This window comes from Lentimicrobium sp. S6, assembly GCF_013166635.1.
GTDB lineage: Bacteria > Bacteroidota > Bacteroidia > Bacteroidales > UBA12170 > UBA12170.
Genome location: NZ_JABKBZ010000030.1, coordinates 1 through 24135 on the forward strand (window position 1 = coordinate 1; position 24135 = coordinate 24135).

Here is a 24135-nt window from a genome sequence, read left to right on the forward strand (position 1 = left end):
TCTTCTGTTTTTGAGATATCTTCGTAATGTAGCATGTTTTGTACTTTTTGTGTGGTAACCTAAAGATACAATAAAACCAAGGGATTCCCAAGGTTTCATGCTGCATTTTTTCTCTAAAATGCTCAGTTTATAACGGTGAGAAACTTCAGTTAGTAATAAACTGAGCCCGGTTATTGTGAAAAGCAGAGTGCTTTTCAGCTTTCAAAGACTTTGATTTTTCAGCTTTTAGTTGTAATTCTAACTCTTTAATTCTAGCTTTTAATTTTCCTATCTGATTTTCCATAATAGCCCATGTCAATAACCCTATAAATATAGATGTTATTGGCCTAATTACCAAATTTCAGCTCATAGTATTCATAATAGTGTCATAGTACCCAAGTACTTTTTAAAAGAGAAATATTTAAAAATAAAATATTTTAGTGGTTTATGATAAAGATAATATAGCGATATCGTAACTACTGTTTGCTCTTTATTTGCGACAGGAAAAGGCCTGCCACCACAATTAAAATTCCTATATAATTTATGGTAAAAAGTCGCTCTCCCAATAGAATAAAGGAAAAAATACTAGTGAGTACGGGTATCCCATTGGTAAACACTCCACTTCTGGTTACACCAAGTATTTTAATACTATGCGTAAATAATACAAAAGCAATAATAGAACCAAATATTCCCAAGAGAAAAATGGGTTGAAGGCCTTCCCAAACCCATCCGGTTTCTGAAAATGTTGGCAACTCAATAAAGAAGAACAAAGGGGCAAAACCTAGAAGCCCAAAGAAACTTTGATAACCAACAATGGTGAAAGAGTTGTATTTGTGGGATAGTTTATTAAGTACTGCTGTATACCCAATAGCGGAAAATACGGCCAACATCAGCAACATCACTCCCCAAAAATCAGCATTGAGTTCCATATTGGTATTTACAATAACTAGGATAACACCAATAAAGCTTAAAAGAGTTCCGTAGATCTTATATTTAGTAATTTGTTCTTTAAAGAAATACCAAGCCACATAAGGCAAGAATAAGGGGATGGTAGCAATAATCACGGCTGCAATTGTAGGAGAAACGCGTTGAAGGCCATAGGTTTCTCCAATAAAATACAAGAAGGGTTCAAAAAAACTTAAAAGGATAATGTATTTCCAATCGCTCTTTTCAATTTTGTTCAATTTCCCAATCAGTTTAGAAAAACCCATCAATAATCCAGAAGCCAAAATAAGTCTAAAACTTAAAATGGTTAATGGGTTATAGATTTCCAAGGCGCTCTTGGACCAAATAAAACTTAAGGCCCAAAAGAACATGGAACCAATAACGGCTAAATAAGCTAAAAAGTTTTTCATTGAATTGGTAATTGAGTTTGTGTAGTCAATTTGAAAACATGAAAAAAGTGCATATCAATTATTCATCAATATGCACTTTAATGAATTTATATCTCTATTATTTTTGGATGAATTCTAAAACAGCATCACAAACATATTTTAGTTGTTCTTCTGTGAATTCAGTATGCATAGGAAGTGATAGGACTTGCTGCTGAAGTTTTTCAGTCACTGGGAAGTCACCTTCTTTATATCTGTCATCTTGATATGCTTTTTGCATGTGTAGAGCTACAGGATAATATACTGCATTTGCTATTCCTTTATCCATTAAGTGTTTTTGTAAACCATCGCGATCCACATCAACTAATTTCATAGTATACTGGTGGAATACATGATCGGTAAAATCGGCAGTAACTGGAGTAATAATGTTTTCGCAACTGGCGAAAGCTTCATTATAATAATTAGCCGCATAGTTTCTAGCTTTTGCAAAATCGTCAAGGTGGGCTAGTTTTACTTTTAAAACTGCCGCTTGCATACTGTCTAATCTAGAGTTTACTCCAACATAGTCGTGGTAATACCTTACGGTCATTCCATGATTTACTATCACTTTCAATTGTTCAGCCAGCTCATCATTATTGGTGAAGATGGCTCCACCATCACCATAAGCACCTAAGTTTTTTGATGGGAAGAAGCTTGTACAACCCACATCACCTATAGATCCAGCTTTTTTAGTTGTTCCATCGGCAAAAGTATAGTTGGCACCAATAGCTTGAGCATTATCCTCAATAACAAATAGATTGTTCTCTTTAGCGATAGTTAAAATCTCATCCATATTGGCACATTGGCCGAACAAATGAACAGGAACAATAGCTTTGGTATTATCAGTGATGGCATTTTTAATAGCTACAGGATCGATATTCATAGTATCCTCTAAAACATCAACCAATACAGGAGTCAATCCTAATAAAGCAATAACTTCTGCTGTTGCAATAAAAGTAAATGAGGTGGTAATAACTTCATCACCTGGCTTTAGTCCAAGTCCCATCATAGCTACTTGCAATGCATCTGTTCCATTAGCACAAGGAATGACATGTTTAACACCAAGATATTTCTCTAAATCACGAGCAAATTCATGAACCACTGGACCATTAATATATGAAGATGTGTCTAATACTTTATGAATTTCGGTATCAATTTCGGTTTTTAACCTTTGATATTGACCTTGTAGGTCGACCATTGGAATTTTCATATGTTTATATTTTTATATTAAATCATATTATTAATTGCATATTATTATCATATATCTGATTGTCAGTGATTTTTAAGATACAATAATCATGATATTCATTTTTTGATATTGAACGCAAAGATATGGAATTCCATCATATTGGTGTTTTATTTTTCACAATTAATACTCTTTAAGATTTTCACCTATTTCAATTCGCTCAAATGTCTATCTTTGCTGCCTTAAACAGCAAATAATCATGTTACAAAGAGTATTTTTTAAGTTAGTTTTAATTTTTGTATTGAGTGGTATAGTTTCTCAATATGCTCATGCCCAAGGAAGCGTTTCCGATTCTACCATCTCTACTTTTATATTACAGGTGAATTATGCCTATCAAATACCAGGTGGGGATATGGCTGAAGATTATGGTCACAATTCTGTTATTGGTCCGGAATTTACTTATAAAACCAATAAAAATTGGTTATGGGGATTGGAAGCCAGTTTTGTTTTTGGAAATGATGTGAAGAAGGCTGGTGAAATAATTGAGCAGATTACTGGAGACCAGAGTTTCGTCATAGGGTTAGATGGTACATTTACTAATGTTAGGCCTATGGAAAGAGGTTTTTCTACTTTAGCAAAAGTGGGTAAGATTATTCCTGCTTTTAATATCAATCCAAATTCAGGAATCGTTTTTAATTTTGGATTGGGGTATATGCAGCATAAAATACGCTGGGATGTGGAAGGTAATAATGCTCCTCAGCTTGGTGGTGATTATAAAAAAGGATATGATCGCTTTTCTGAGGGAATTATATTGAGTCAATCTTTGGGTTTATTATATTTGGCTGATGCTCGTCTGTGGAATTTTAAAGCTGCAGTTGAAGTTCAGGAAGCCTTCACCACCATGAAAAGATATAATTTTGATACCATGGGAGGTGATTCTAAAAAACGTGTAGATCTATTATTTGGCATAAAATTAAGTTGGATGATTCCTCTATATGGTCGGGCACCAAAAGCCATGTATTATTTTTAGTGCTTTTCTGCTCTCTAATCATTATTCTTTAATTTTGAAGCCGTTTTGCTTTTTTAATATTCATATATGAGAGTTATTTATTCTTTCGGAGTTTTCTTTTACGGTTTGTTAATTCGTCTTGCTTCATTGTGGAATGCTAAAGCAAAGTTGTGGCTTATTGGAAGGAAAGATGTTTTATCAAGAATAGAAAATGATTTAAAGAATAATGATTCCAATATTGTTTGGATTCATAGTGCCTCATTAGGGGAGTTTGAGCAAGGTCGTCCTTTAATTGAATCTTTAAAACAAAAATATCCTGAGCTTAAAATATTTCTTACTTTTTTCTCTCCGTCGGGCTACGAAATCAGGAAAGATTATCCGCTTGCAGATTATATCTATTATTTACCAGAAGATACGGTCTCAAATGCTCGTCAATTCGTTAAACTCGTCACCCCTCAAATAGCAGTTTTTATTAAGTATGAGTATTGGTATAATTATATGAACGAGTTGAATAATGCAGAGATTCCTCAGATTTTTATTAGTGGAATATTTCGGCCAAAACAGCCTTTCTTTAAGTTTTATGGAGGATGGTTTTTAAATCATTTAAAGAATGTGGAACATTTCTTCGTTCAAAATGAAGATTCAGTTCAGTTATTGAAAAAAAGTGGAATAGATAGCGTGAGTAAAAGTGGTGATACACGTTTTGATAGAGTTGCTGAAATCACAGCTAAAGTTGAAGCTAATGCTATTGTAGAAGAGTTTAAAAATGATCGGAAATTATTTCTTGGTGGAAGTACTTGGTCGCCAGATGAGCAGATTATTAAAGGGTTACATGTTCAACAACCTGGCTTGAAAATAATTATTGCCCCCCACTTAATTGATGAAAACCACATTCAACAGATAGAAGAATTATTCCCTAATTCTATTAGATATTCAAAAGCTAAAGATGCTTCACTCAAAGAAATCCCTGTTCTAATCATCGATAACATGGGAATGCTATCTTCCTTATATCAATATGCAAATTTCGCCATGATTGGTGGTGGGTTTGGTGTAGGTATTCATAATACATTGGAGGCCGCAACATTCGGGATGCCCATTTTTATTGGTCCAAATTATCAGAAATTCCAAGAAGCGAAAGATTTGTTAAGGCTGGGTGTTGTAAATGTAGTTCATGATGCTGCTGAGCTTAATCAAGCAGTTTCAGTATTGCTAGATGATGTGGAGAAATGGAATACTATCGCATTGCAATCCAAGCAGTATGTAGAGTCAAATATTGGAGCCACTCAAATGATTTTGGAATTTATTGAAAATCAGCTTTAATTTGATCAGTATCTACTAATAATTGCTCTTGTCTTCCCAAATATATCTTAACTTTACGCTATAAACACAAAGAACTGTAAATATTCAATATATTTGCGCCTATCAAATAAATTCGTCTTATGAAAGAGAATACTCATGTTTTGGTGCTAGGTGGAGGTTTTGCTGGAGTGGAATCTGCAATACAACTAAGAAAACTTGGTCATCAAGTCACTTTGGTAAGTAATCGTGATTATTTATTCGTTTATCCCATTTCTATTTGGATTCCAGTAAAGAAAAAAAGCTTTAATCATGTGAAGTTAAGCTTGAAGACTTTGTCAAAAAAACATGGCTTTTCATTAGTGATAGATGATGTAGAACATATAATATCCTCTGAAAATAGAGTAAAACTATCATCTTCTGAAATTTGCTATGAGTATTTAGTAGTGGCCATAGGTATGAGTAAGATGAAGATGAAAGGCTTAGAGCATACACATAGTATTTGTGGACAACCAAAGGAGGCTGGAATTATTAAAGAGGAACTAGAAAAATTGGTTCAACAAGGTAGAGGGAGTATCGCAATAGGGTTTGGGGGGAATCCAAAAGATCCAACAGCAACGGCGGTAAGAGGAGGTCCAGCTTTTGAAATGCTATTTAACTTTAGTCATTATCTAAAAAAACTAAAATTACGCGAACAGTTTGATCTTCATTTTTTTGCTCCAATGGCAGAGCCTGGTCGAAAGATGGGAGAAAAGGCATATCAAAAGATGGATTCCTTTTTTGATTATTATAAGATACAAGTTCACAAAGGCAAAAAGATTGCTCGTTTTGGTCAATCTGAAATTCACTTTGAAGATGATTCTGTTTTAAAGAGCGATTTAATCATTTTTATTCCTGGTGGTAGCGGGCACCAAGTTTTGGAAAGTTCTGACCTGCCATTAAGTGAAGTGGGATTTATCAGAACCAATCAGCAATGTCAAGTAGAGGGAAAGGCAAATGTATTTGCAGTTGGAGATGTGGCTACTTTAATTGGACCAAAATGGGCAGCTAAACAAGGTCACCTTGCCGAAGTGATGGGTAAGGTCGCAGCAAAAAATATTGATTATACCTTTAGAGGAAAAAAGGAAAGAGAAAGTTATACCAAGCACCTTAATATTATTTGCGTGATGGATTCGGGAGATGGTGCCGCTTTTGTAATGCGTAAAGAGAATAGTGAGCTTATGCTTCCTCTTCCAATCATAGGTCATTGGATGAAACAGTTTTGGGGCTTTTATTACCGGCAATCTAAGTTGAAGAATTTCCCACGTCTTCCAGGAATGTAGGCTATAATTTTTGTGCTATTTTCTCGGCAGCATTTTCGCCATCCATAGCGCTACTCACTATTCCCCCAGCATAACCTGCACCTTCTCCACAGGGGTAAAGGTTAGAGATTTGAACATGCTCCATGCTCTCCTTGTCTCGTGGAATTCGAATAGGAGAGGAGGTTCTTGATTCCACGCCTAAAATAATAGCCTCTTCAGTATAATATCCTTTCATCTTTTTACCAAAATCACCAAATGCTTTTCTTAGTGGTTCGTTAATTTCTGAAGGTAGTAATTCGTGCATGGGTGCATTGGATATTCCGGGAATATAACTCGTTGAGGGTAAATCAGAACTCATTTTTTTAGCCACATAATCTACCATTCTTTGTGCAGGTGCTTTTTGGCTTCTTCCACCAGCCACATGTGCCATTCTTTCTAAATCTCTTTGGAATTCCAATCCAGCAAACACTCCATGTTTATGGTATTTTGTTAATTCATCTTGATTGATGGTCACCACAATTCCAGAGTTAGCATAAGGTGAGTTTCTCATGGCATTACTCATTCCATTTACCACTACCTCATCGCTAGCAGTAGCAGAAGGAACAATAATTCCTCCAGGGCACATACAGAAGCTAAAAATACCTTTTTTTTCTACTTGGGTAACTAAGCTATATGATGCAGTGGGTAATAGAGGATCTATTTCTGAAGTATGATACTGAATACTATTGATAATCTTTTGAGGATGTTCAATTCTAACACCTGCAGCAAAATCTTTGCGTTCAATTAAAATTCCTTTATCGTTTAGTAAATAATAGATATCTCTAGCGCTATGCCCACTAGCGAGAATAGTGGCTATACCTCTGTATTCTTTTCCATTAGCATCCACCACGCCAATGATTTTCTGATCATGAAGCATGAAATCATTAACTTTTGTTTCGAAGTGGACTTCTCCACCAGCTTCAAGAATAGTATTTCTTAGACTAGTGACTAGGCCTAATAGTTTATTGGTTCCTAAATGGGGGTGAGCATCCACTAGAATATCAGGATCAGCTCCGTGGTCAACAAAAATCTCTAATATTTTTTTAACATTTCCCCTCTTTGAACTTCTTGTATATAATTTACCATCAGAATAAGTTCCAGCTCCACCTTCTCCAAAACAATAATTTGATTCTGTATTGACCTGATGTGTTTTATAGAGTTGAGCAATGTCTTTTTTTCGATCTCCAATTTTCTTTCCGCGCTCCAGAATGATGGGTTTTAATCCTCGTTCAATTAAACCCAATGCCGCAAATAATCCTGCAGGACCAGCTCCTACAACTATTACTTCTTTACTAGAACTCACATCTTTCCATAGGTATTTCTTCTGGGTTTCTGCAGGTTTCTCATTCACAAAAACTTCCACCTTAAGTCTTACTTTAACTATTCTGGATCGTGCATCAATAGATCGTCTTAAATGATTGATATATTGAATGCTAGAGGGTTTTAAGTGAAGCTTTTTAGCAACCACTAGTTTGATTTCTTCGTTGTTTGCTGCCTGTTGGGGCAGTAAAACAAGTTCTAATTCTTTTCGCATAGGAGATTATTCAAAGGTGAAAATCAATTGGAATATCTTGGAGTGAATAGATTCTATGGGGTCTGTATAGATATTATCTTCATTCTTAAGAATGTTATTCATTCCATAACTCATTCTAAGTTCAGTTCCCATTTTAAACCAGTTAAAGTAGAAATCAAAACCGACACCAGCCTCAAAAGCTATATCTGATCTGTATAGCTTTACAACTACTTCTTGCTCAGTAACATCTTCTTCTTTTCCTGCTTGAGCTGCTAAATCCATTACAAATTTAACTCCAATAAAAACATAAGGGCGAGCATTGTGTAGCCGCACTCCTTTGTATTTTAAATAGAATGGAAAGTTTAAATGAGTAGAAGGAACTTTCTTTTCAATTTCGACTAATTGAGGAACGCTTCTGTAATATTTGAGCATGGTATAGCTCAAGTTACGTTCACTAAAAAGTAATTCAGGAGTGAAACGAAGGTTAAAATATTTTCCTAAACGTAAATCTGAAACAATTCCAATAGTAAAACCTAATTGAGTACTTGGTTCCACATTTCTCATATATGCCGAATCGGCATTTATTTCAGGAACTTGTTCTTGGTAATAGGTGAAATTAGTAAATCCAGGTTTCATTTTTATATTATACAACATTTGATTGGCACCTAGATAAAACCCAAAATGATATTTCTTTTTATCAAAACGAGGTTGATTGGGAATTGTTCTAGATTGTGACCAAACACTAGATGATAGTATGATAAAGCCTAGGACTAATATAAGTGATATGTGTAGTTTGTTTTTCAATTTTATTTAAACGCTTATAGAGATGTATTATTGTAAGAAATTCGAGATTTTATAACTGAATTTTCGCCAAAAGTCTGCATTTTATTTGAGTATTATACGTGCCAGTAAATATTTTTTTCGATAAATTTGAATCCCTTCTTTAGTCGTTTTTTTTTCCCATGTACAAACTGCAAATTCCAAAGGTGAGTTTTACTTGCTTAACATCTTGATATCCCGCATTTGATAAATGTTTTAGGAAATGAGTACCGTCAGGAAATTTCTGCACTGATTCGGGTAAATAAGAATAAGCAGCATCGTCTTTGGATACGCTTTTTCCCAAAAGAGGAAGGATGGAAGAAAAGTAAAAATTATAAATTTGTTTTATTGGAAAAGCAGTTGGTTTGCTAAATTCAAGAATATAAACGCTACCATTAGTTTTGGTAACTCTGTTCATCTCTTTTAATCCCTTGTTTAAGTCTTCATAGTTTCTTACACCAAAAGCCACGGTTACAGCATCGAAAAAACCATCATTATACTTGAGCTTTTCCGAATCTCCTAATTCCATTTTTATTCTATCGCTTAGCTTTTTCTTTAAAACCTTTTGTTTTCCAACTTCCAGCATGTTTTCGGAAATGTCAGCACCAATAATGGAAGCTTGAGGAAGTGCTTTTGATATAGTTATGGCTAAGTCACCAGTACCTGTGGCAATATCTAATACTTGGCTAGGATGATTTTTTTTTAATTTTTTCACCAATTGATTTCTCCAGTAAATGTCTATCCCCATAGATAAAAAATGATTCAAGAAATCATACTTTCCTGCTATGCTATTGAACATATTTCTAACTTGCTCTTTCTTTCCTTCTTGTTTCATTATTTTAAGCTGTTCTTGAGTTCTTTATATAGTTTTTCCTTGTTTATTGGCACCACTCCAACTTGTTCGCAAACCAAACCACCAGCCAGGTTTGATATGGCTGCAATGTCCTCTGCCTTTAGGTTTTGTGCCAAACACAAAGCGGTTAAGCTTATCACTGTATCTCCAGCTCCTGATACATCAGAGATGTTTCTAATATGGGCAGGAATACTATGGTGAATATAGTTGCCATTATCTTCTTTTTTCGAAATCATGACTCCATATTCCGAAAGTGTGGTGAAGAAATAATCGCAATTTAACTCTTCTTGCATTTTTTCTACAGCGTTTTTTAATTTATCAGATTCATGCGCTTCGAAAGATTCATTAATGCCTTCTCTTAATTCTTTCAAATTAGGCTTAAATAAACTTGTGTTTTTGAAATGGTGGAAATTTCTTTTCTTGGGATCTACCACTGTTGGTATGTCTTCAGCAAGGACTAAGACTTGTTCAATGAGTTCTTTACAGATGACACCTTTGTCATAATCTTGGAAGATGATGACATCGATTTTATGGTTTTTAAGAATGGCTTCTATTCTTTTCAGAATATCGGATAATTCTTGCTGAGACACTTCTTCGTCTGTTTCCTCGTCAACTCTAAGCATCTGAGTTGAGTTTCCAATCACACGAAATTTAGTCGTAGTGATACGAGAAGAACTTTTTATAATACCCTCCTCCGATAATTCTCTTTTTTTAAGTAATTGAAGAAAGGTTTCTGCTTTTGGATCCTGCCCAATAACCGAACATAAAATAGGCTCTGCCCCAACGGCTTTTATATTGAGTGCCACATTAGCTGCGCCACCTAATCTATCTAGTCTTTTTTTAACTGCAACTACTGGTACTGGTGCTTCAGGTGAGATTCTATCCACACTACCAAAAATGTAACTGTCAATCATTACATCGCCTATTATCAGTACTTTTTGTTTCTTGAAATTATCAAAAATTTCTTGAATATTTTTATCTGTCATTTCTCTAAATAATAAGTGCAAAAGTAGTAATTATTTAGCAGTGAATCTTATTATTTTAGGGGTTAGAACATGTAATCCATTAATTGAATTATTTCCAGGTGTCGATCATTAAAATTTTATCTAACTTATGAGTACAAAACTAAAAATTGTACCAGTTTCATCACTTTGAATATCAAACTCAGCATCGTGAATTTCTAAATAAGTTTTTACATAATATAAGCCTAATCCAATGTTTTGATCTATATGTTTTTGAGCAAGACCAAAGGGTTGTAAAACCAAACTTAATTTTTCTTTTGGAATAATATCTCCAATATTTTTAATGCAGAATGAAGCAAAGCCATTTTCGTTTTTCTTGAGTTTGATTTTTACTTCACTGTTAAATTTAGAATGATCAATGGCATTCTCTATGAGCTCTTCTATCATACCGGTGAAGTATTCTGGAATTCCAAAGTGAATAATACCTTCTTCCATTGAAGACATAACATTAATTCCTTTTAAAGAGATATCTTGCTCTTTTGCATCGAGGATGCTGTTAATGGTTTTTGCTACATTGATGTTTGATTTATCTAATGTATTGTATTTTGTTTGAAGTTGAGTGATGTCGAGGGCTTTTCTCGAGAACTCATCTAGTCGGTTAACGGATTGTTTCAAAAGACTTCCAAATTCCATGATTTCAGGGTCATCAATACTATCGTTTATGATATCGGTGAAACCAATAATTCCATTTAATGGGGTTCTTATCTCGTGGCTTATCAATAATAAGAACTTCGTTTTTGCATCGTCTAAGACTTTTAATTCTTCATTGGCTAAAATTAGATCTTCCTCTCTTTGTTTGAGTTTTGAACTCATTTTGTTAAAACTATTAGCTAAAAGACCCAATTCACTTTTAGTTTTTATCCGAAAATTAGAATTATATTTCCCTTCGGCTATTAGATGGCTAGCCAAGCTGAGTTCTTCAATTGGCTTGGTGATACTTCTTGCGATGAAATATATCAATATCATAATAACAATTGAAGCTATAATTAATATGAAAATGGTTTTCCACATCTTTTCAAATATGGATTCTTTAATAAAGCTATATGGAATTACAGCAATGGCATGCCAATTTGTAGAAGATATTGGAGTATAGAAGGCAAATCGTTCTTCACCCAAGGTTTGGGAATAAAACTTCTGTTTGCCAATTTTTCCTGAAATGGCATCAATGATAATCTTTCTTTCATTGATTTCTTTTTCAGGAATATACGATTTAAATTCTTTGAGTACATTCCTTCCTATTAAAATTGAATTATCTGCATAAACTAAGGTGCTATCATTTGAAAATAAATAAATATCTGTTGGAATGTTTTCTTCAAAATGTTCCTCATTTAAAAGGAGGATATTTTTTAATAAGTCAATAGAAACATCAACAGTTATAATTCCTTGAAATATTCCATTCTTAAAAAAAGGTTGGTAATAGGTAACCATATCTGTTTGTCCAGCATCATGATCAAAGTAGGGGCTTGTCCATCCGCTGTGGTGTTCGGAGGATGGTTTTTTCCACCATTCAATATCACTATTTCTATAGTCAAAATATCCAATATCTTCTTCTGATTCAAATGCTATTTGTTTGATTTTACTACCTCCTTTGAAGGAGTAATAAAAGCCTAATTCGTTGTTGGTGAAGGTGTTGGGGGGCTAATGCTATGGCGGATCCATATATTAATTTATCGGAATTGGTAATTTCATAGGTAATATCTAAGAAATTCTCAATTGATATTTTGCCTGTTTCTATTTGTTTGGCTACTAATTTTGTTTTGCTGGCCAACTCACTCAGCTTGTTTGTGATATAGTCAGCATACTTCAGATTAATTTCGTGTAATTGATTGATGTATTTTTCTTTTGTAAGTTCTTCTGTGTTATTGTATAGAAGGTAGAACATGAGGCTAAAAATGATAAACACAGGGTAGGAATATACTTACTCCAACTCGGAATAGAATAGAGTTTTTAAATTTGATTTTGTAAGGCATGATGCGGATTTTGGTTTACAGCTCACAAGTTACAAATATTTTTGAATGTAAAAAAAGCACAATTCTTAATTTATAGAATTGTGCTTTTTTTTATGAGATTCGTAAAGTTGATTATCTAAAATAATCTCTCATTCTATTAAAGAATCCCTTTTCTTTATTGTCAGGATTTGGGATGAAATTTTTGCTTTGGTTCAATTTATGAAGCTCTGCTCTTTCAACTTCGAGTAGTTCTTTTGGAACCCAAACATTTATAGTTACCAATAAATCACCTTTGCCATAACTATTTACATCTGGTAAGCCTTTTCCTTTAAGTCTTAAAACTTTTCCAGGTTGAGTTCCTGGCGCGATCTTTACTCTCGCTTTGCCTTCTAAAGTTGGGATTTCTATGGAAGTTCCTAAAGCAGCATCAGGAAAGCTGATAAAATGATCGTGTAAAAGATTCATCCCGTCTCTTTCCAAGTCTTCATGACCAATTTCTTCGATAAGAATAATTAAGTCACCAGGAACGCCACCACGTGCTGCTGCATTTCCTTTACCTGACATACTTAACTGCATTCCATCAGAAACACCTGCCGGAATATTTAAGGTGATTACTTCTTCGCCTTTTATAATTCCATTGCCATGACAAGTTTTGCACTTGTGAGTGATAATTTCTCCCTCGCCACCACATTGTGGGCAAGTTGTTGCTGTTTGCATTTGTCCAAGGAAAGAGTTCACTACTTTGGTGACTTGTCCTGTTCCATGGCAAGTATTACAAGTGGAGCGGCCATTTCCTTCGGCCCCACTGCCATGACAAGTGTCACAAGAAATATACTTATTAACTCGTACTTTCTTTTCTGCACCTTTTAAAATCTCCTCTAAGGTTAGTTTTACCTTAATTCTAAGGTTGGAACCTCTATTGACTCTTCTGCGTCCTCCTCCAGAGCCACCAAAGCCACCGAAGCCACCAAAACCGCCACCGCCAAAGATATCGCCAAAATGAGAGAAGATGTCATCCATACTCATTCCTCCACCACCGAAACCTCCTCCAGCTGCACCACCCACGCCAGCATGACCATATTGGTCGTATCTAGCTTTTTTATCGCCATTGCTTAAAACATCATAAGCCTCTGCTGCTTCCTTAAACTGTTCTTCAGCTTTTGGATTATCAGGATTTTTGTCTGGATGGTATTTAATAGCAACCTTTCTGTAGGCTTTTTTAATTTCAGTCTCAGAGGCGTTTTTATCTACACCCAGTACTTCGTAATAATCTCTTTTACTCATATTGATGACCCTTTTATTGGAATTATTTTCCTACAACTACTTTTGCGTATCTAATTACTTTATCATTTAATGTGTATCCTTTTTCAACTACATCCACAACTTTGGATTTTAATTCCTCAGTAGGGGCTGGTATTTCAGTTATGGCTTCATGAAAATCAGTATCAAACTCTTTTTCTTTTGAATCCATGCATTGTAAACCTCTTTTTTCTAATGTTTTATAAAGCTTGTTGTAGACTAGCTCAACACCCGATTTAATAGCTTCTGCATCAGATGATTCTGCCATAGATTGTTGGGCTCTTTCAAAATCATCAAGAACTGGAATTAAGTCTAATATCAAATCAGCATTTGCAGTTTTAAAAAGTTCGATTCTCTCCTTGGTCGTTCTTTTTCTGAAATTATCGAACTCGGAAAATAGACGAAGATGTTTATCTTTTAATTCTGCAATTTGTGCTTCAAGATTTTTAATTTCCTCTTCACAAGATACTGGTTCTTCAGTATTTTGATCAACTGATTCTTCAGTGGATTCAGTATTTGTATCTTCTATTTTTTGCTCGTTTAAGTCTTCGCTTTTCACTTGCTTTTCTTTACTTTCTTGTTTTTTGGTATTTCTTTTATTTGCCATAATCGCATTAAAATTGTCAGTATTGCAGTACAATATCTAATTCTATTAGCTAGGTGTTTAAGCTATTCGAATGTAATTGCCTGGAAACTATACGTTTGTTACAAAATATTTTTCTTGTTCAAAATCTGATCATCTATGTCAATATTTGCGCCAAATAATTATTTATGGTCATTTTGTCAGTATTGAATATTTGGTGGTAAGGGTAGTTATGTGTGATTATTTTTCTTTTGTGTAAATTGGAACTTTGATCATATTCAAAGATATAATTTGGCATAGACCTAAAGAAAAGGAAAAATCCATCAAAAATGTTTGATACTGGCAAGTAATTATTGAATATTGCATGAGAAATTTTAAATATTGTTTTACATTTGTAGGTCTTAAAATAAACAAACATGAAAAAAATCCTTCCATTATTATTGTTCTTATCTATTTTTACTTTTCTTTCGTGCCATTTTTCAGGGCAAAGTGAAACTAACAAAAAAGAAGTTTTAGGCGATTTAGTAGAAATTAGTATTTCTGTAGATGGTATGACTTGCAGTGGTTGTGAGAATACAGTTAATACGCAGTTACTAAAGTTTGATGGGGTAGTTGAGTCTACCGCTTCACATATTGAGAAAAATGTAATAGTAAAAGTAGACACGTTGCTAACATCTGTGAATGAGATGAAAGCCGAGATTGGAAGAGTTGGATATACAATTATAGAATAATAAGTTTAGAGTAATGAGCGAAAAGAATAAGGCAGAAACCAGTTTTAGGGATTCAATATCCACCATCGATAATCAGGGTAAAAGAATTTTTGTTCATCCAAAGAAACCTAAGGGAAGGTATTTTAATAGAAGGCGTATTGTAGGATGGGCCTTGCTTCTTAATTTATTTTTGGTGCCATTTATTAAGGTGAATGGTCATCCATTATTTCTTTTTGATGTCATACAGAGAAAGTTTATTCTATTTGGAGTGCATTTTTGGCCACAAGATTCTTACCTTTTTGCAATAGGGATGATTTCTTTATTGGTTGGAATAGTTTTGTTTACTGCTGTTTATGGTAGATTGTGGTGTGGGTGGACTTGCCCACAAACTGTCTTTATGGAGATTTTATTTAGACCTGTTGAATATTTGATTGATGGGGATGCTAATGAGCAACGAAAACTTAAAGATGGTCCTTGGAGCTTTGAGAAAGTCTGGAAGAGGATAGTGAAGAATGGAATTTTTGTTTTCTTGTCAATTCTTATTGCTAATGCTTTATTGTCATGGGTAGTAGGAGTAGACGAGTTATTTAGAATAGCCTCTGAACCCATTTCTGAGCATATTGTTGGTTTTGGGGCAATGCTGATATTCTCTGGTGTATTGTTTTTTATTTATAGTTGGTTCAGAGAACAGGTTTGCTCTATATTGTGTCCCTATGGAAGAATACAAGGAGTGCTTTTAGATGTGAATTCTATCATTGTGAGTTATGACTATAAAAGAGGAGAACCTCGTGGAAATAGAAATGATGAAATTGATAAAGGAGATTGTATAGATTGTGGTCAATGTGTTCAGGTATGTCCTACGGGAATTGATATTAGAAATGGTTCTCAGTTAGAATGTATCAATTGTACAGCGTGTATCGATGCATGCGATGGTGTTATGGATAAAGTGAAAAAACCTCGAGGTTTGATTCGTTTCGCTTCGGAGAAAGAAATTGTGGAAGGAGCTAAATTCAAGGTTACTCCTCGTATGATTGGTTATTCTTCTTTATTGGTCGGCTTAATGATATTCTTCTCTGTACTCATATTTGGTAGAGCAGATCTTGAAACTTCAATTTTTAGAACTCCAGGAATGTTATATCAAGAACAAGAAGGAGGTAGAATTAGTAATCTATATAATTTCAAGATTATTAATAAAACTATTGATACGGTTGCTGTGGAGTTGAAAGTATTGTCTTACGATGGAGAAATAAATGTGATTAGAGGGGATGTAAAAATAAAACCATCTAGTATTTATGAGGATATTTTCTTTGTATATATTGATCCGAAAATTTTGCCTGAGAAGAATAATGATATAGAAATTGGTGTTTTTGTTGAGGGAGAAATGGTAGAGGAGCAAACGATATCTTTTATTGGAGATAAATAGTAACAAATAGCAATACCAATAAAATCTATGTGGAGATAAAGGAGTTGGTATGATTATTAAAGTATTTTTGCAGAAAACTATTTTACATGAAAATTAAATGGAATTGGGGTACTGGAATTTTCCTTGCGATTTTAGCTATGATGGCTTTTGTATTTTTATTGGTGTTTAAATCATTTGATTATAAGATTAATAAGGTTTCAGAAGATTATTATGAACGTGGATTGAATCATACTGAGCAAATGCAAAGAGTTGAAAATACAAGATTATACGCTCAAGGTTTCAGTGTGATATATTCAAATGATTGTTTGGTGAAGTTCCCAGAGTATTTTATTGGAAAAAAGCTAGAAGGTCAGATTCTATTCTTTCGTCCTTCCGATTTTGATTACGACAGAAGTTTTGAAATTAATTTAGATGAAAATGGAACCCAAACATTCCAACTCGATTATTTTCTTAAAGGAAGGTATATTGTTAAAGTCACTTTCGAACATGAATCTGTTCCATATTATCTGGAGGAAGAAATCATTTTTAATTAGGCATTATGTTTATTACCACTGCATTAATTCTTGGACTTTTAGGATCTTTTCACTGTGTGGGAATGTGTGGTCCAATTGCTGTCGCATTGCCCATCAATAATCAAACGTGGTGGAGTAGGTTGGCGGGAACGTTCTTGTATAATATTGGCAGAGCTATCACCTATGCGGCAATGGGAGCTGTATTTGGTGTGCTTGGCGAAGGCATCCGGCTTGGTGGATTTCAGAGCTGGATTTCAATTGTAATGGGAGTTATTATGATAATTAGTGTCTTATTTCCTGTGTTATTTCGAAATACTAGAATATTAGACAAATATATTTATGGATATGTAAATAAGCTTAAGGCTTATCTTGGACCGTTATTACGTAATAGTTCTTTGGGTTCTTTATTTGTGATTGGTCTACTCAATGGATTGTTACCTTGTGGTTTAGTTTATGTGGCATTGGCTGGTGCTATTGCCACTGGAGGAGTCGCATCTGGGGCTTTGTTTATGTTTGTTTTTGGCTTAGGAACTTTGCCTTTATTGGCTATTGTTACTTTAGCAGGAAATATCATTTCAGGACCTTTCAAGTCTAAGATTAACAAGATTATTCCTTTGGTCATAATTATTATAGGAGTTTTGTTTATTTTGAGAGGGTTGAGTTTAGGTATTCCATATATTAGTCCGCCAGCTAAAAATTTACATATTCAACAAGAAATTGATACTTCTGGAAATAGGGGGTGTTGTGGAAATGGAAAACAAATGAAATCTTCCGCTTTTCAGCTACTCTCTGGTGGAAAATTGATTTTCTAATTATACTTCACAGTTATGAAAGATAAGGTTGTCATTATTACAGGAGCTTCTTCAGGGATAGGAAAGGCATTGGTATATGAGTATGCCAAGCGAGGGGCTAAAATTGTTATGGCTGCACGGAACATTTCTAAACTTGAAGAAATTCGTGGAGGTTTATTAAAACAGGGTACAGATTGTTTAGCTGTAAATACAGATGTTTCATTAGAAAAAGATTGTGAGAACCTCATTAATTTAACAGTAGAGAAATTTGGTAGAATTGATATTCTGATTAATAATGCAGGGATAAGTATGAGGGCGCTGTTCAAGGATCTGGAACTGGATGTTTTAAAACAATTGATGGATGTGAATTTTTGGGGAACTGTTTATTGCAGCAAATATGCTTTACCTTATTTGATAGAGCGAAAGGGGTCTTTAGTTGGAGTGATTAGTATTGCTGGATATGTCGGCTTGCCTGGGAGAACAGGTTATAGTGCATCTAAATTTGCAGTAAGAGGGTTTTTAGATACTTTGAGAGTAGAAAACCTAAAAACAGGACTACATGTATTAGTGGCCGCGCCAGGTTTTACTCAGAGCAATATTCGAAATGTAGCATTGACTAAAGATGGAAGTGTTCAAGGTGATAGCCCTAGAAATGAAGGTAAAATGATGACATCTGAACAAGTGGCATGTAAGATTGTTAAAGCTATTGATAAAAAAAAGGCGGCAATCGTCCTTACTTTTTTAGAGGGGAAATTCACTGTTTTTCTTAATAAAACCTTTCCTCGTATTCTTGAGAAGCTTACCTATAAACATATGGCTAAAGAGGCTGATTCTCCTATCAAATAGTGCTTGGTTTTATCTTATTTTTAATTCTCCAAAGTTTTTATTTTGTACGGTATCATAATTATTTTATATTTGTTTCATTAAGAAATCGAAAAAATAATAAAAGGACATTATTCCTTTTACAATAATAAAAACATAATGAGCAATTTAACATTGGAGATTAAGCCAAAACAAGGGTTAGGGGAATTAAAATTTGGTGAAATTCCAGAGAATGTAGCCAAGCTGGTTGGAAAACCTGTAGATGCAGAGGAGATTACTTCTGATGATGATTTAAAGACCACCATTTTAACTTATGAAAATGGAATTACAGTTTTTTTAGAGGGATTAGTAGAGCCAGTAGTTTCTAATTTTGATTTGGACAATAAAAATGCCACTCTTTTTGGGGTAAGAATTTTTGAGCAAAAAGAAGAGGATATTATTAAATTGATGAAGGAGCATGGTTATGAGGAAATTGAAAAAGAAGAAGAGGAGTGGGGTGAAACAAGAATTACTTTTGATGACGCTTTATTAGATTGCTATTTTGAAAATGGTGATTTGGTAGCTGTTAGTTGGGGAGTTATTATAAATGATGATGGGAGTTTAGCTGAATAAGTAGGCTAGGCTTTCTCCAAGGTAAACCCAAAAGTCGTTCCGATGCCAATAGTGCTTCTGGTATAGATACTTTGTTTGTGTGCTTCTACTATATGTTTTACTATGGCTAAACCTAGGCCGGTACCTCCTAATTCACGACTTCTAGCTTTGTCTGTTCTATAGAATCGCTCATATATGCGAGGTAAATCTTCCTTGTTTATTCCTGGTCCGTTATCTGTAATTTCTACCAACAAGTTCTCGTCCATATCAAAGAAACTGATTTTAACTTTCCCAGTGTTTGCATAGCCATATTTAATAGCGTTTCCTAAAAGATTACTTATTAACCTCGCTACTTTTTCTTTATCAGCATTCACATAAATAGGCCGGTCGTAATTTTTTCCATAATACATTAGGATGTTTTTCTTATCTACTTTCATTTCGAAAGATTCTAAAAGTTCGTCACATAATGCTTTAATGTTGAAACGACTGATATTGAGCTTTAACTCACCAGACTCTAATTGACTAATGGTCTCCAACTCTTTTACAATTCCAATTAATCGGTTAATGTTTTTTTCAGACCTTTCTAGGTATTTAGTATTTATATTATCATCCTCTAATCCACCATCAATTAGTGTAGAAATATATCCTAAAATAGTGAATAAAGGAGTTTTTAATTCGTGAGAAATATTGCCGATATATTCTTTTCTATATTGCTCTAATTGTTTGAGTTGAGAGATTTCTTTTTCATAATCATCGCTCCATTCCAATACCTCTTGATGAACCGATTTTATATTGGCGATTTTTGTTTGATTGGGTTTGCCTTTGTGATTGCTTTTTACTTTATGATCGTGAATGAGTTTGTAAATCACCTTAATATGGTCATAAATATATCGCTCAATATAGTTTTGTATAATCCAAAAAGTTACCAAGACAAAAATGAATAAAATACCCAGTAATAGAAATAGGTTGGTGCTGGTAATAAGGTAGATATAAATTAAAATCGCACTAACAATAAAGCCAAGAATTAGACTGATTTGTAACGCAATACTGGAAGACTCTTTTAATTTCATTAATTCGGATTTATTTTGAAGTGTCAATAAACTTATATCCAACACCTTTCATAGTTTGAATATATTCAGGGCCTATTTTCTCTCTAATTTTTCTAATATGAACGTCAATAGTTCTGTCTCCGACGATAACATCATTACCCCAAACTTTTGAGAATATTTCTTCACGAGTAAAAACTTTATCAATCTTAGAGGCAAATAGCATCAAAAGTTCAAATTCTTTTTTCGGTAATAAGATATCAATACCATCTTTAATAACTAAATATCTTTCTTTATCAATTGAGAAAGAATCATGGATTTGCATGATATGACCAGAGGGATCTGAATTGGTTTCATTATTTTGACTAGAACGACGAAGTAATGATTTTACTTTACTTACTAATACCTTAGGTTTAATGGGTTTAGAAATATAATCGTCAGCTCCAACATCATAGCCAGCTATTTGAGAATAATCTTCAGAGCGTGCAGTGAGGAATATGATGATTGGGTTTCCAAGTTCTGGGAGTTGCCTTAATTGATCACATGCTTCAATGCCATCCATTTTAGGCATCATGACATCTAAGATAATGAGGTCTGGTTTTACTTTTAATGCCTTTTTTATACCTTCCTCACCATTGCTTGCTGTATGCACATTGTATCCGCTTTTCTTTAAATTATAGCTTAAAAATTCAAGGATATCATCCTCATCGTCAACTAATAATATGGTTTGCATTGTTAGGTTCATCTATGTTTGTTTTTTTAGGCAAATTTAAGCTAATGTTATTATTGATCAATTTTCACATATTAACTAATTGTTAATTGATTCGTTGATAATTTTGTAAATTTACAAAAAAATGAATGTATCTTTAGTTGTAAATTTGAATTTTTAGTTTACGTATATTAACCTATTAATAAATTGCCGTTATGGGTGAGTTTGAAGTGTTGATTGTTGAGGATGAGGTGATTAATGCTAAAGTTCTTCAAGAGTTTTTAGAGAGCAAAGGTTATAAAATACTTGATGTCGTAACTTCAGGCGAAGCTGCCATAGATTATGTTGGTATAAAAAAACCAGATTTAATTCTGATGGATATTGAACTTGATGGGAAAATATCTGGTATAGAGGCAATAGAACATATTAATAAGAACGACAAAATACCTATTCTTTATATCACAAGCCAAACTGATAAGCAAGTTGTGAAACGGGCAAAAGAAACGGAGCCTGTTGGATATATTATCAAACCATTTTCACCTTTACAATTAGAGATTACATTGGAAATGGCACGTAAGAAAGTTTTAGTAGATCAGGAACTTCTAAACTATCAATTGTATTTAGAGCATTTGGTTGTAGATCGCACCAAAGAGTTGATTAATGAAGTTGAGCTAACCAAATCGGCTCGGCAGCAAGCCATAGAGAATGAGATTAAACTTAAAGCTATAACGACTGCTGCCAATGATGCCATTGTGTTATTTGATGAATATGGTCAAGTTAAATTCTGGAATAAGGCAGCTGAAAAAATGTTTCTTTACGATGAAGAGGATATATTAGATAATAATATTCGCGTTCTGTTTTCCTCTGATAATGAGAATGATGACTTTGCTCGAGGTTTAGAAACCATACAGCATGCCATTGATAATCATCTACTTGGGGAAAATATTGAGTTTGTAGCTACTAAAGCGGATGGTAGCGAAATCCCTGTAGAAATGTCTTTGGCAGCCGTTGATATTGACGATGAGCATTTGGTTTTAAGTATAATGAGAGATATCAGTCAACGCAAACATGACTTAGAAGAAATAAAAAGATTTAAATTAATTTCGGATTTGGCAAATTATGGTTTGGCCATTACCAATGACATAGGTGAGTTTGTATATGTAAACAAATACTTTGCTGAATTAATAGAATATGAGCAAGAAGAAATGTTAGGAAGAAGCTTTTTTACAGTAACACCTAGGGTTTCTAAATCTGAAATCGCAGATTTTGTGGAGAAATCTTCAAATATCCATGGTGGTGAGGGTCTCGAACTTATAGTGGTGAGTAAAAGTGAGAAAGAGATTCCTGTCATGTTTAATAGTGTTATTATTCGTGATAAATATGGAGCTCCAAAGTTTTACGCCGTTTCAGCAACCGATATTCGTGAGCGAAAAGAATATGAAGAGAATATACTAAAAGCTAAGAGATTGGCCGAGGAGTCTGATAGGATGAAAACAGCGTTTCTTTCAACCATATCTCATGAACTAAGAACTCCCTTAAATGCCATTATAGGGTTTGCGGAGTTAATTAGAGTGACAGAAGTAGATATGGATGACGTTAAGGATTTTAACGATGAAATATATAAAGGAGGCAATCATCTACTTTCTATTGTAGAAGATATTCTAGATATTAGTATGCTGGAAAGCAAGGATCTTAAGATATATCCAGTAGAATTTTCTCTCAATAATCTGATGAAAATAGTCCATCAAAAATTTTACTCCAATCAGAGATATGATAATCATAATATTAATTTGGTTTGGAAAGGGAATAGAAAAGATGGAGAAGAAGTCTTCTTCACAGATAACAGTAAGCTGGAGCAGATTTTGACCAAGCTTATTGACAATGCATTTAAGTTCTCCACCAAAGGAACCATAGAGTTTGGCTATAAATACAACGAAAAAGAGAATTTATATGACTTTTATGTTAAAGATGAAGGAAAAGGTATACAAGGAACCAAATTAACTGATATATTTGAAAGTTTTAAGCAAGCTGAGGAAGGAAATAACCGTGCGCACGATGGTTTGGGTCTTGGTTTGTCAATAGTTAACCAATTATTAGAATTAATGAAGGGGGAGATTTATGTTGACTCTGAGCTTGGAAAAGGCTCAATCTTTACTTTCAACATCAATCAAGCTTAAACACTTAATTATTGCAAAATGAATGAATCTTATAATGTGAATGAATACCAGTGGGAAGGTAAAACTGTTTTAATTGCTGAAGATATAACCAGTAACTATAACTTTTTGCGACTATTATTAAAGCGTTCAAAAATTGAAATCATTTGGGTTGAAAATGGACAGGATGCTTTAACTGAAGTCCAAAATAATGATAACATAGATTTGTTGTTATTAGATATTAACTTGCCTATTATGAATGGTTATGAAGCAGCCGAAGCCATCAAGAAAATTAGACCAGAGCTTCCAATTATTGCCCAAACAGCTTATGCTTTAGAGGGTGATAGGGAAAAAGCGCTATTAGCTGGTTGCGATGACTATATACCCAAACCTATTGTTATCTCCACTCTGCTAAGAAAGATGAATGGCTATTTGAATCAATAAGATGGCTGTATTAGTTTTTTAAAGTTTCAATTTAGCCTTATTCGTTTGGCACTTAATTGTAATGACCTGAATAATATGATCCTATGATAAAAAAAATACTTTTTTCATTACTTGTTTTATCAACTTTTGTTTTCTTTTCACAGCAAGTCAAAGCTCAGGAATTTGGAGGCGGATTATTGGGCGGCCTTGTGGGAAGTCAAGTAGCAGGAGATCCAAGCTCTGGTTATCACAAACTTGGAATTTATGGCGGATTATTTGTAAATAGACAGTTTACCCTAAAGTCTGGAGCTCAACTAGAAATGTATTATATTCAAAAGGGAGCTCGAGAAAATCCTACTGATGAAAATGGTAATTTTCAATACCTAATGCGAGTGAGTTATTTGGAAATCCCTGTTTTATATAATTTTACTTTGAATAAAACATTGATTTTAACTGGAGGAATTGCTTATAGCTATTTGATAGGAACACCATATGAGGAGGCTAATTTTAGTACTAGCGTGCCTGATACTGAGTTTTATCAGCATAGTGCAACTTTTATATTGGGAATTGAATATAAAATTAATAATCAGTTATCAGCTTCCTTCAGAACCAATAATAGTATTACACCAATACGTCCTCATGCTTCTGGTGCTACTCGTTTTGCAAATCAAGGACAATATTCTGATGCACTTACAATTGGTTTGACTTATAATTTTTTCAATCAGAAATTAAACTAA

Annotated in this window: 24 protein-coding genes; 12 read left to right on the top strand and 12 right to left on the bottom strand. The window is 33.9% G+C overall.

What is annotated here, in order from left to right; genetic code table 11:
• Window positions 1–455: 455 nt before the first annotated feature.
• Together HNS40_RS11270 and HNS40_RS11275 are read right to left on the bottom strand one after the other, a co-directional pair.
• Window positions 456–1334, bottom strand: a complete 879-nt coding sequence (locus tag HNS40_RS11270) for a DMT family transporter (RefSeq protein WP_172280832.1) — start codon at window positions 1332–1334, stop codon at window positions 456–458.
• A 97-nt stretch (window positions 1335–1431) separates the two neighbouring features.
• Window positions 1432–2559 (bottom strand): DegT/DnrJ/EryC1/StrS aminotransferase family protein, encoded by a 1128-nt coding sequence (locus HNS40_RS11275; RefSeq protein WP_216663599.1) that lies wholly within the window; start codon window positions 2557–2559, stop codon window positions 1432–1434.
• A gap of 235 nt (window positions 2560–2794) precedes the next feature.
• Here HNS40_RS11275 and HNS40_RS11280 point away from each other — a divergent pair, with 235 nt between their 5' ends.
• The 3 genes from HNS40_RS11280 to HNS40_RS11290 all read left to right on the top strand — a co-directional run bounded on the left by HNS40_RS11280 (window position 2795) and on the right by HNS40_RS11290 (window position 6162).
• Window positions 2795–3565, top strand: a complete 771-nt coding sequence (locus tag HNS40_RS11280; protein ID WP_172280834.1) for a hypothetical protein — start codon at window positions 2795–2797, stop codon at window positions 3563–3565.
• A gap of 66 nt (window positions 3566–3631) precedes the next feature.
• Entirely contained in the window at window positions 3632–4864 is a 1233-nt protein-coding gene (locus HNS40_RS11285; protein WP_172280836.1) for a 3-deoxy-D-manno-octulosonic acid transferase, read from the top strand.
• A gap of 119 nt (window positions 4865–4983) precedes the next feature.
• Window positions 4984–6162, top strand: a complete 1179-nt coding sequence (locus HNS40_RS11290) for an NAD(P)/FAD-dependent oxidoreductase (protein WP_172280838.1) — start codon at window positions 4984–4986, stop codon at window positions 6160–6162.
• A 1-nt stretch (window position 6163) separates the two neighbouring features.
• Here the strand turns inward: HNS40_RS11290 and HNS40_RS11295 are convergent, their stop codons facing one another.
• The 8 genes from HNS40_RS11295 to HNS40_RS11330 form a co-directional block, all read right to left on the bottom strand.
• Window positions 6164–7714 (bottom strand): NAD(P)/FAD-dependent oxidoreductase, encoded by a 1551-nt coding sequence (locus tag HNS40_RS11295; protein ID WP_172280840.1) that lies wholly within the window; start codon window positions 7712–7714, stop codon window positions 6164–6166.
• Between the two features lie 6 nt (window positions 7715–7720).
• A complete protein-coding gene (locus HNS40_RS11300) occupies window positions 7721–8497 on the bottom strand; it encodes a porin family protein (protein WP_172280842.1) in 777 nt (258 codons plus the stop codon).
• Between the two features lie 139 nt (window positions 8498–8636).
• Window positions 8637–9347, bottom strand: a complete 711-nt coding sequence (gene ubiE / locus HNS40_RS11305) for a bifunctional demethylmenaquinone methyltransferase/2-methoxy-6-polyprenyl-1,4-benzoquinol methylase UbiE (RefSeq protein ID WP_172280844.1) — start codon at window positions 9345–9347, stop codon at window positions 8637–8639.
• A complete protein-coding gene (locus HNS40_RS11310; RefSeq protein ID WP_172280846.1) occupies window positions 9347–10351 on the bottom strand; it encodes a bifunctional heptose 7-phosphate kinase/heptose 1-phosphate adenyltransferase in 1005 nt (334 codons plus the stop codon). Before HNS40_RS11310 ends, ubiE begins: the two co-directional genes overlap by 1 nt.
• 120 nt (window positions 10352–10471) lie before the next feature.
• Window positions 10472–11962, bottom strand: a complete 1491-nt coding sequence (locus HNS40_RS11315) for a HAMP domain-containing protein (protein ID WP_371742940.1) — start codon at window positions 11960–11962, stop codon at window positions 10472–10474.
• 4 nt (window positions 11963–11966) lie between these two features.
• On the bottom strand, window positions 11967–12269 hold the full coding sequence (locus HNS40_RS11320; protein ID WP_172280850.1) for a hypothetical protein: 303 nt from the start codon (window positions 12267–12269) through the stop codon (window positions 11967–11969).
• A 199-nt stretch (window positions 12270–12468) separates the two neighbouring features.
• Window positions 12469–13620, bottom strand: coding sequence for a molecular chaperone DnaJ (gene dnaJ, locus HNS40_RS11325; protein ID WP_172280852.1), 1152 nt, complete (start codon window positions 13618–13620; stop codon window positions 12469–12471).
• Between the two features lie 22 nt (window positions 13621–13642).
• Window positions 13643–14194 carry a nucleotide exchange factor GrpE gene (locus HNS40_RS11330; protein WP_216663600.1) on the bottom strand — a complete coding sequence of 184 codons (552 nt, stop codon included), beginning with the start codon at window positions 14192–14194 and terminating at the stop codon, window positions 13643–13645.
• A gap of 440 nt (window positions 14195–14634) precedes the next feature.
• Between HNS40_RS11330 and HNS40_RS11335 the strand changes: the two genes are divergently transcribed.
• From HNS40_RS11335 to HNS40_RS11360, 6 genes are all read left to right on the top strand, one after another.
• The gene (locus HNS40_RS11335) at window positions 14635–14949 is read left to right on the top strand and encodes a cation transporter (RefSeq protein WP_172280856.1); all 315 of its coding nucleotides are present in this window, start codon (window positions 14635–14637) and stop codon (window positions 14947–14949) included.
• 13 nt (window positions 14950–14962) lie between these two features.
• Window positions 14963–16351, top strand: coding sequence for a cytochrome c oxidase accessory protein CcoG (gene ccoG, locus HNS40_RS11340; RefSeq protein WP_172280858.1), 1389 nt, complete (start codon window positions 14963–14965; stop codon window positions 16349–16351).
• Between the two features lie 86 nt (window positions 16352–16437).
• Window positions 16438–16884, top strand: a complete 447-nt coding sequence (locus HNS40_RS11345; RefSeq protein ID WP_172280861.1) for a FixH family protein — start codon at window positions 16438–16440, stop codon at window positions 16882–16884.
• Between the two features lie 5 nt (window positions 16885–16889).
• Window positions 16890–17675: a sulfite exporter TauE/SafE family protein gene (locus tag HNS40_RS11350; protein WP_172280863.1), complete on the top strand. Its 786-nt coding sequence runs from the start codon at window positions 16890–16892 to the stop codon at window positions 17673–17675.
• Between the two features lie 15 nt (window positions 17676–17690).
• Window positions 17691–18500, top strand: coding sequence for an SDR family oxidoreductase (locus tag HNS40_RS11355; protein WP_172280865.1), 810 nt, complete (start codon window positions 17691–17693; stop codon window positions 18498–18500).
• Window positions 18501–18635: 135 nt separating this feature from the next.
• Entirely contained in the window at window positions 18636–19088 is a 453-nt protein-coding gene (locus HNS40_RS11360) for a hypothetical protein (protein ID WP_172280867.1), read from the top strand.
• A 5-nt stretch (window positions 19089–19093) separates the two neighbouring features.
• On the opposite strand, the gene HNS40_RS11365 is transcribed toward HNS40_RS11360, so the two are convergent.
• A complete protein-coding gene (locus HNS40_RS11365; protein ID WP_172280869.1) occupies window positions 19094–20137 on the bottom strand; it encodes a cell wall metabolism sensor histidine kinase WalK in 1044 nt (347 codons plus the stop codon).
• Between the two features lie 10 nt (window positions 20138–20147).
• Window positions 20148–20858, bottom strand: a complete 711-nt coding sequence (locus HNS40_RS11370) for a response regulator transcription factor (RefSeq protein WP_172280871.1) — start codon at window positions 20856–20858, stop codon at window positions 20148–20150.
• 179 nt (window positions 20859–21037) lie between these two features.
• Here HNS40_RS11370 and HNS40_RS11375 point away from each other — a divergent pair, with 179 nt between their 5' ends.
• From HNS40_RS11375 to HNS40_RS11385, 3 genes are all read left to right on the top strand, one after another.
• Window positions 21038–22999, top strand: coding sequence for a PAS domain S-box protein (locus HNS40_RS11375; RefSeq protein WP_172280873.1), 1962 nt, complete (start codon window positions 21038–21040; stop codon window positions 22997–22999).
• An 18-nt stretch (window positions 23000–23017) separates the two neighbouring features.
• Window positions 23018–23419 carry a response regulator gene (locus tag HNS40_RS11380; RefSeq protein WP_172280874.1) on the top strand — a complete coding sequence of 134 codons (402 nt, stop codon included), beginning with the start codon at window positions 23018–23020 and terminating at the stop codon, window positions 23417–23419.
• An 83-nt stretch (window positions 23420–23502) separates the two neighbouring features.
• Window positions 23503–24135, top strand: a complete 633-nt coding sequence (locus tag HNS40_RS11385; RefSeq protein WP_172280875.1) for an outer membrane beta-barrel protein — start codon at window positions 23503–23505, stop codon at window positions 24133–24135.

Coding starts and splice junctions, on each gene's coding strand:
- dnaJ (WP_172280852.1), bottom strand. CDS start 13,620: ATGAGTAAAAGAGATTATTACGAAGTACTGGGTGTAGATAAAAACGCC.
- ccoG (WP_172280858.1), top strand. CDS start 14,963: ATGAGCGAAAAGAATAAGGCAGAAACCAGTTTTAGGGATTCAATATCC.
- HNS40_RS11365 (WP_172280869.1), bottom strand. CDS start 20,137: ATGAAATTAAAAGAGTCTTCCAGTATTGCGTTACAAATCAGTCTAATT.
- HNS40_RS11350 (WP_172280863.1), top strand. CDS start 16,890: ATGTTTATTACCACTGCATTAATTCTTGGACTTTTAGGATCTTTTCAC.
- HNS40_RS11280 (WP_172280834.1), top strand. CDS start 2,795: ATGTTACAAAGAGTATTTTTTAAGTTAGTTTTAATTTTTGTATTGAGT.
- ubiE (WP_172280844.1), bottom strand. CDS start 9,347: ATGAAACAAGAAGGAAAGAAAGAGCAAGTTAGAAATATGTTCAATAGC.
- HNS40_RS11375 (WP_172280873.1), top strand. CDS start 21,038: ATGGGTGAGTTTGAAGTGTTGATTGTTGAGGATGAGGTGATTAATGCT.
- HNS40_RS11385 (WP_172280875.1), top strand. CDS start 23,503: ATGATAAAAAAAATACTTTTTTCATTACTTGTTTTATCAACTTTTGTT.
- HNS40_RS11370 (WP_172280871.1), bottom strand. CDS start 20,858: ATGAACCTAACAATGCAAACCATATTATTAGTTGACGATGAGGATGAT.
- HNS40_RS11335 (WP_172280856.1), top strand. CDS start 14,635: ATGAAAAAAATCCTTCCATTATTATTGTTCTTATCTATTTTTACTTTT.
- HNS40_RS11290 (WP_172280838.1), top strand. CDS start 4,984: ATGAAAGAGAATACTCATGTTTTGGTGCTAGGTGGAGGTTTTGCTGGA.
- HNS40_RS11285 (WP_172280836.1), top strand. CDS start 3,632: ATGAGAGTTATTTATTCTTTCGGAGTTTTCTTTTACGGTTTGTTAATT.
- HNS40_RS11345 (WP_172280861.1), top strand. CDS start 16,438: ATGAAAATTAAATGGAATTGGGGTACTGGAATTTTCCTTGCGATTTTA.
- HNS40_RS11380 (WP_172280874.1), top strand. CDS start 23,018: ATGAATGAATCTTATAATGTGAATGAATACCAGTGGGAAGGTAAAACT.
- HNS40_RS11360 (WP_172280867.1), top strand. CDS start 18,636: ATGAGCAATTTAACATTGGAGATTAAGCCAAAACAAGGGTTAGGGGAA.
- HNS40_RS11355 (WP_172280865.1), top strand. CDS start 17,691: ATGAAAGATAAGGTTGTCATTATTACAGGAGCTTCTTCAGGGATAGGA.
- HNS40_RS11275 (WP_216663599.1), bottom strand. CDS start 2,559: ATGAAAATTCCAATGGTCGACCTACAAGGTCAATATCAAAGGTTAAAA.
- HNS40_RS11320 (WP_172280850.1), bottom strand. CDS start 12,269: ATGTTCTACCTTCTATACAATAACACAGAAGAACTTACAAAAGAAAAA.
- HNS40_RS11295 (WP_172280840.1), bottom strand. CDS start 7,714: ATGCGAAAAGAATTAGAACTTGTTTTACTGCCCCAACAGGCAGCAAAC.
- HNS40_RS11270 (WP_172280832.1), bottom strand. CDS start 1,334: ATGAAAAACTTTTTAGCTTATTTAGCCGTTATTGGTTCCATGTTCTTT.
- HNS40_RS11310 (WP_172280846.1), bottom strand. CDS start 10,351: ATGACAGATAAAAATATTCAAGAAATTTTTGATAATTTCAAGAAACAA.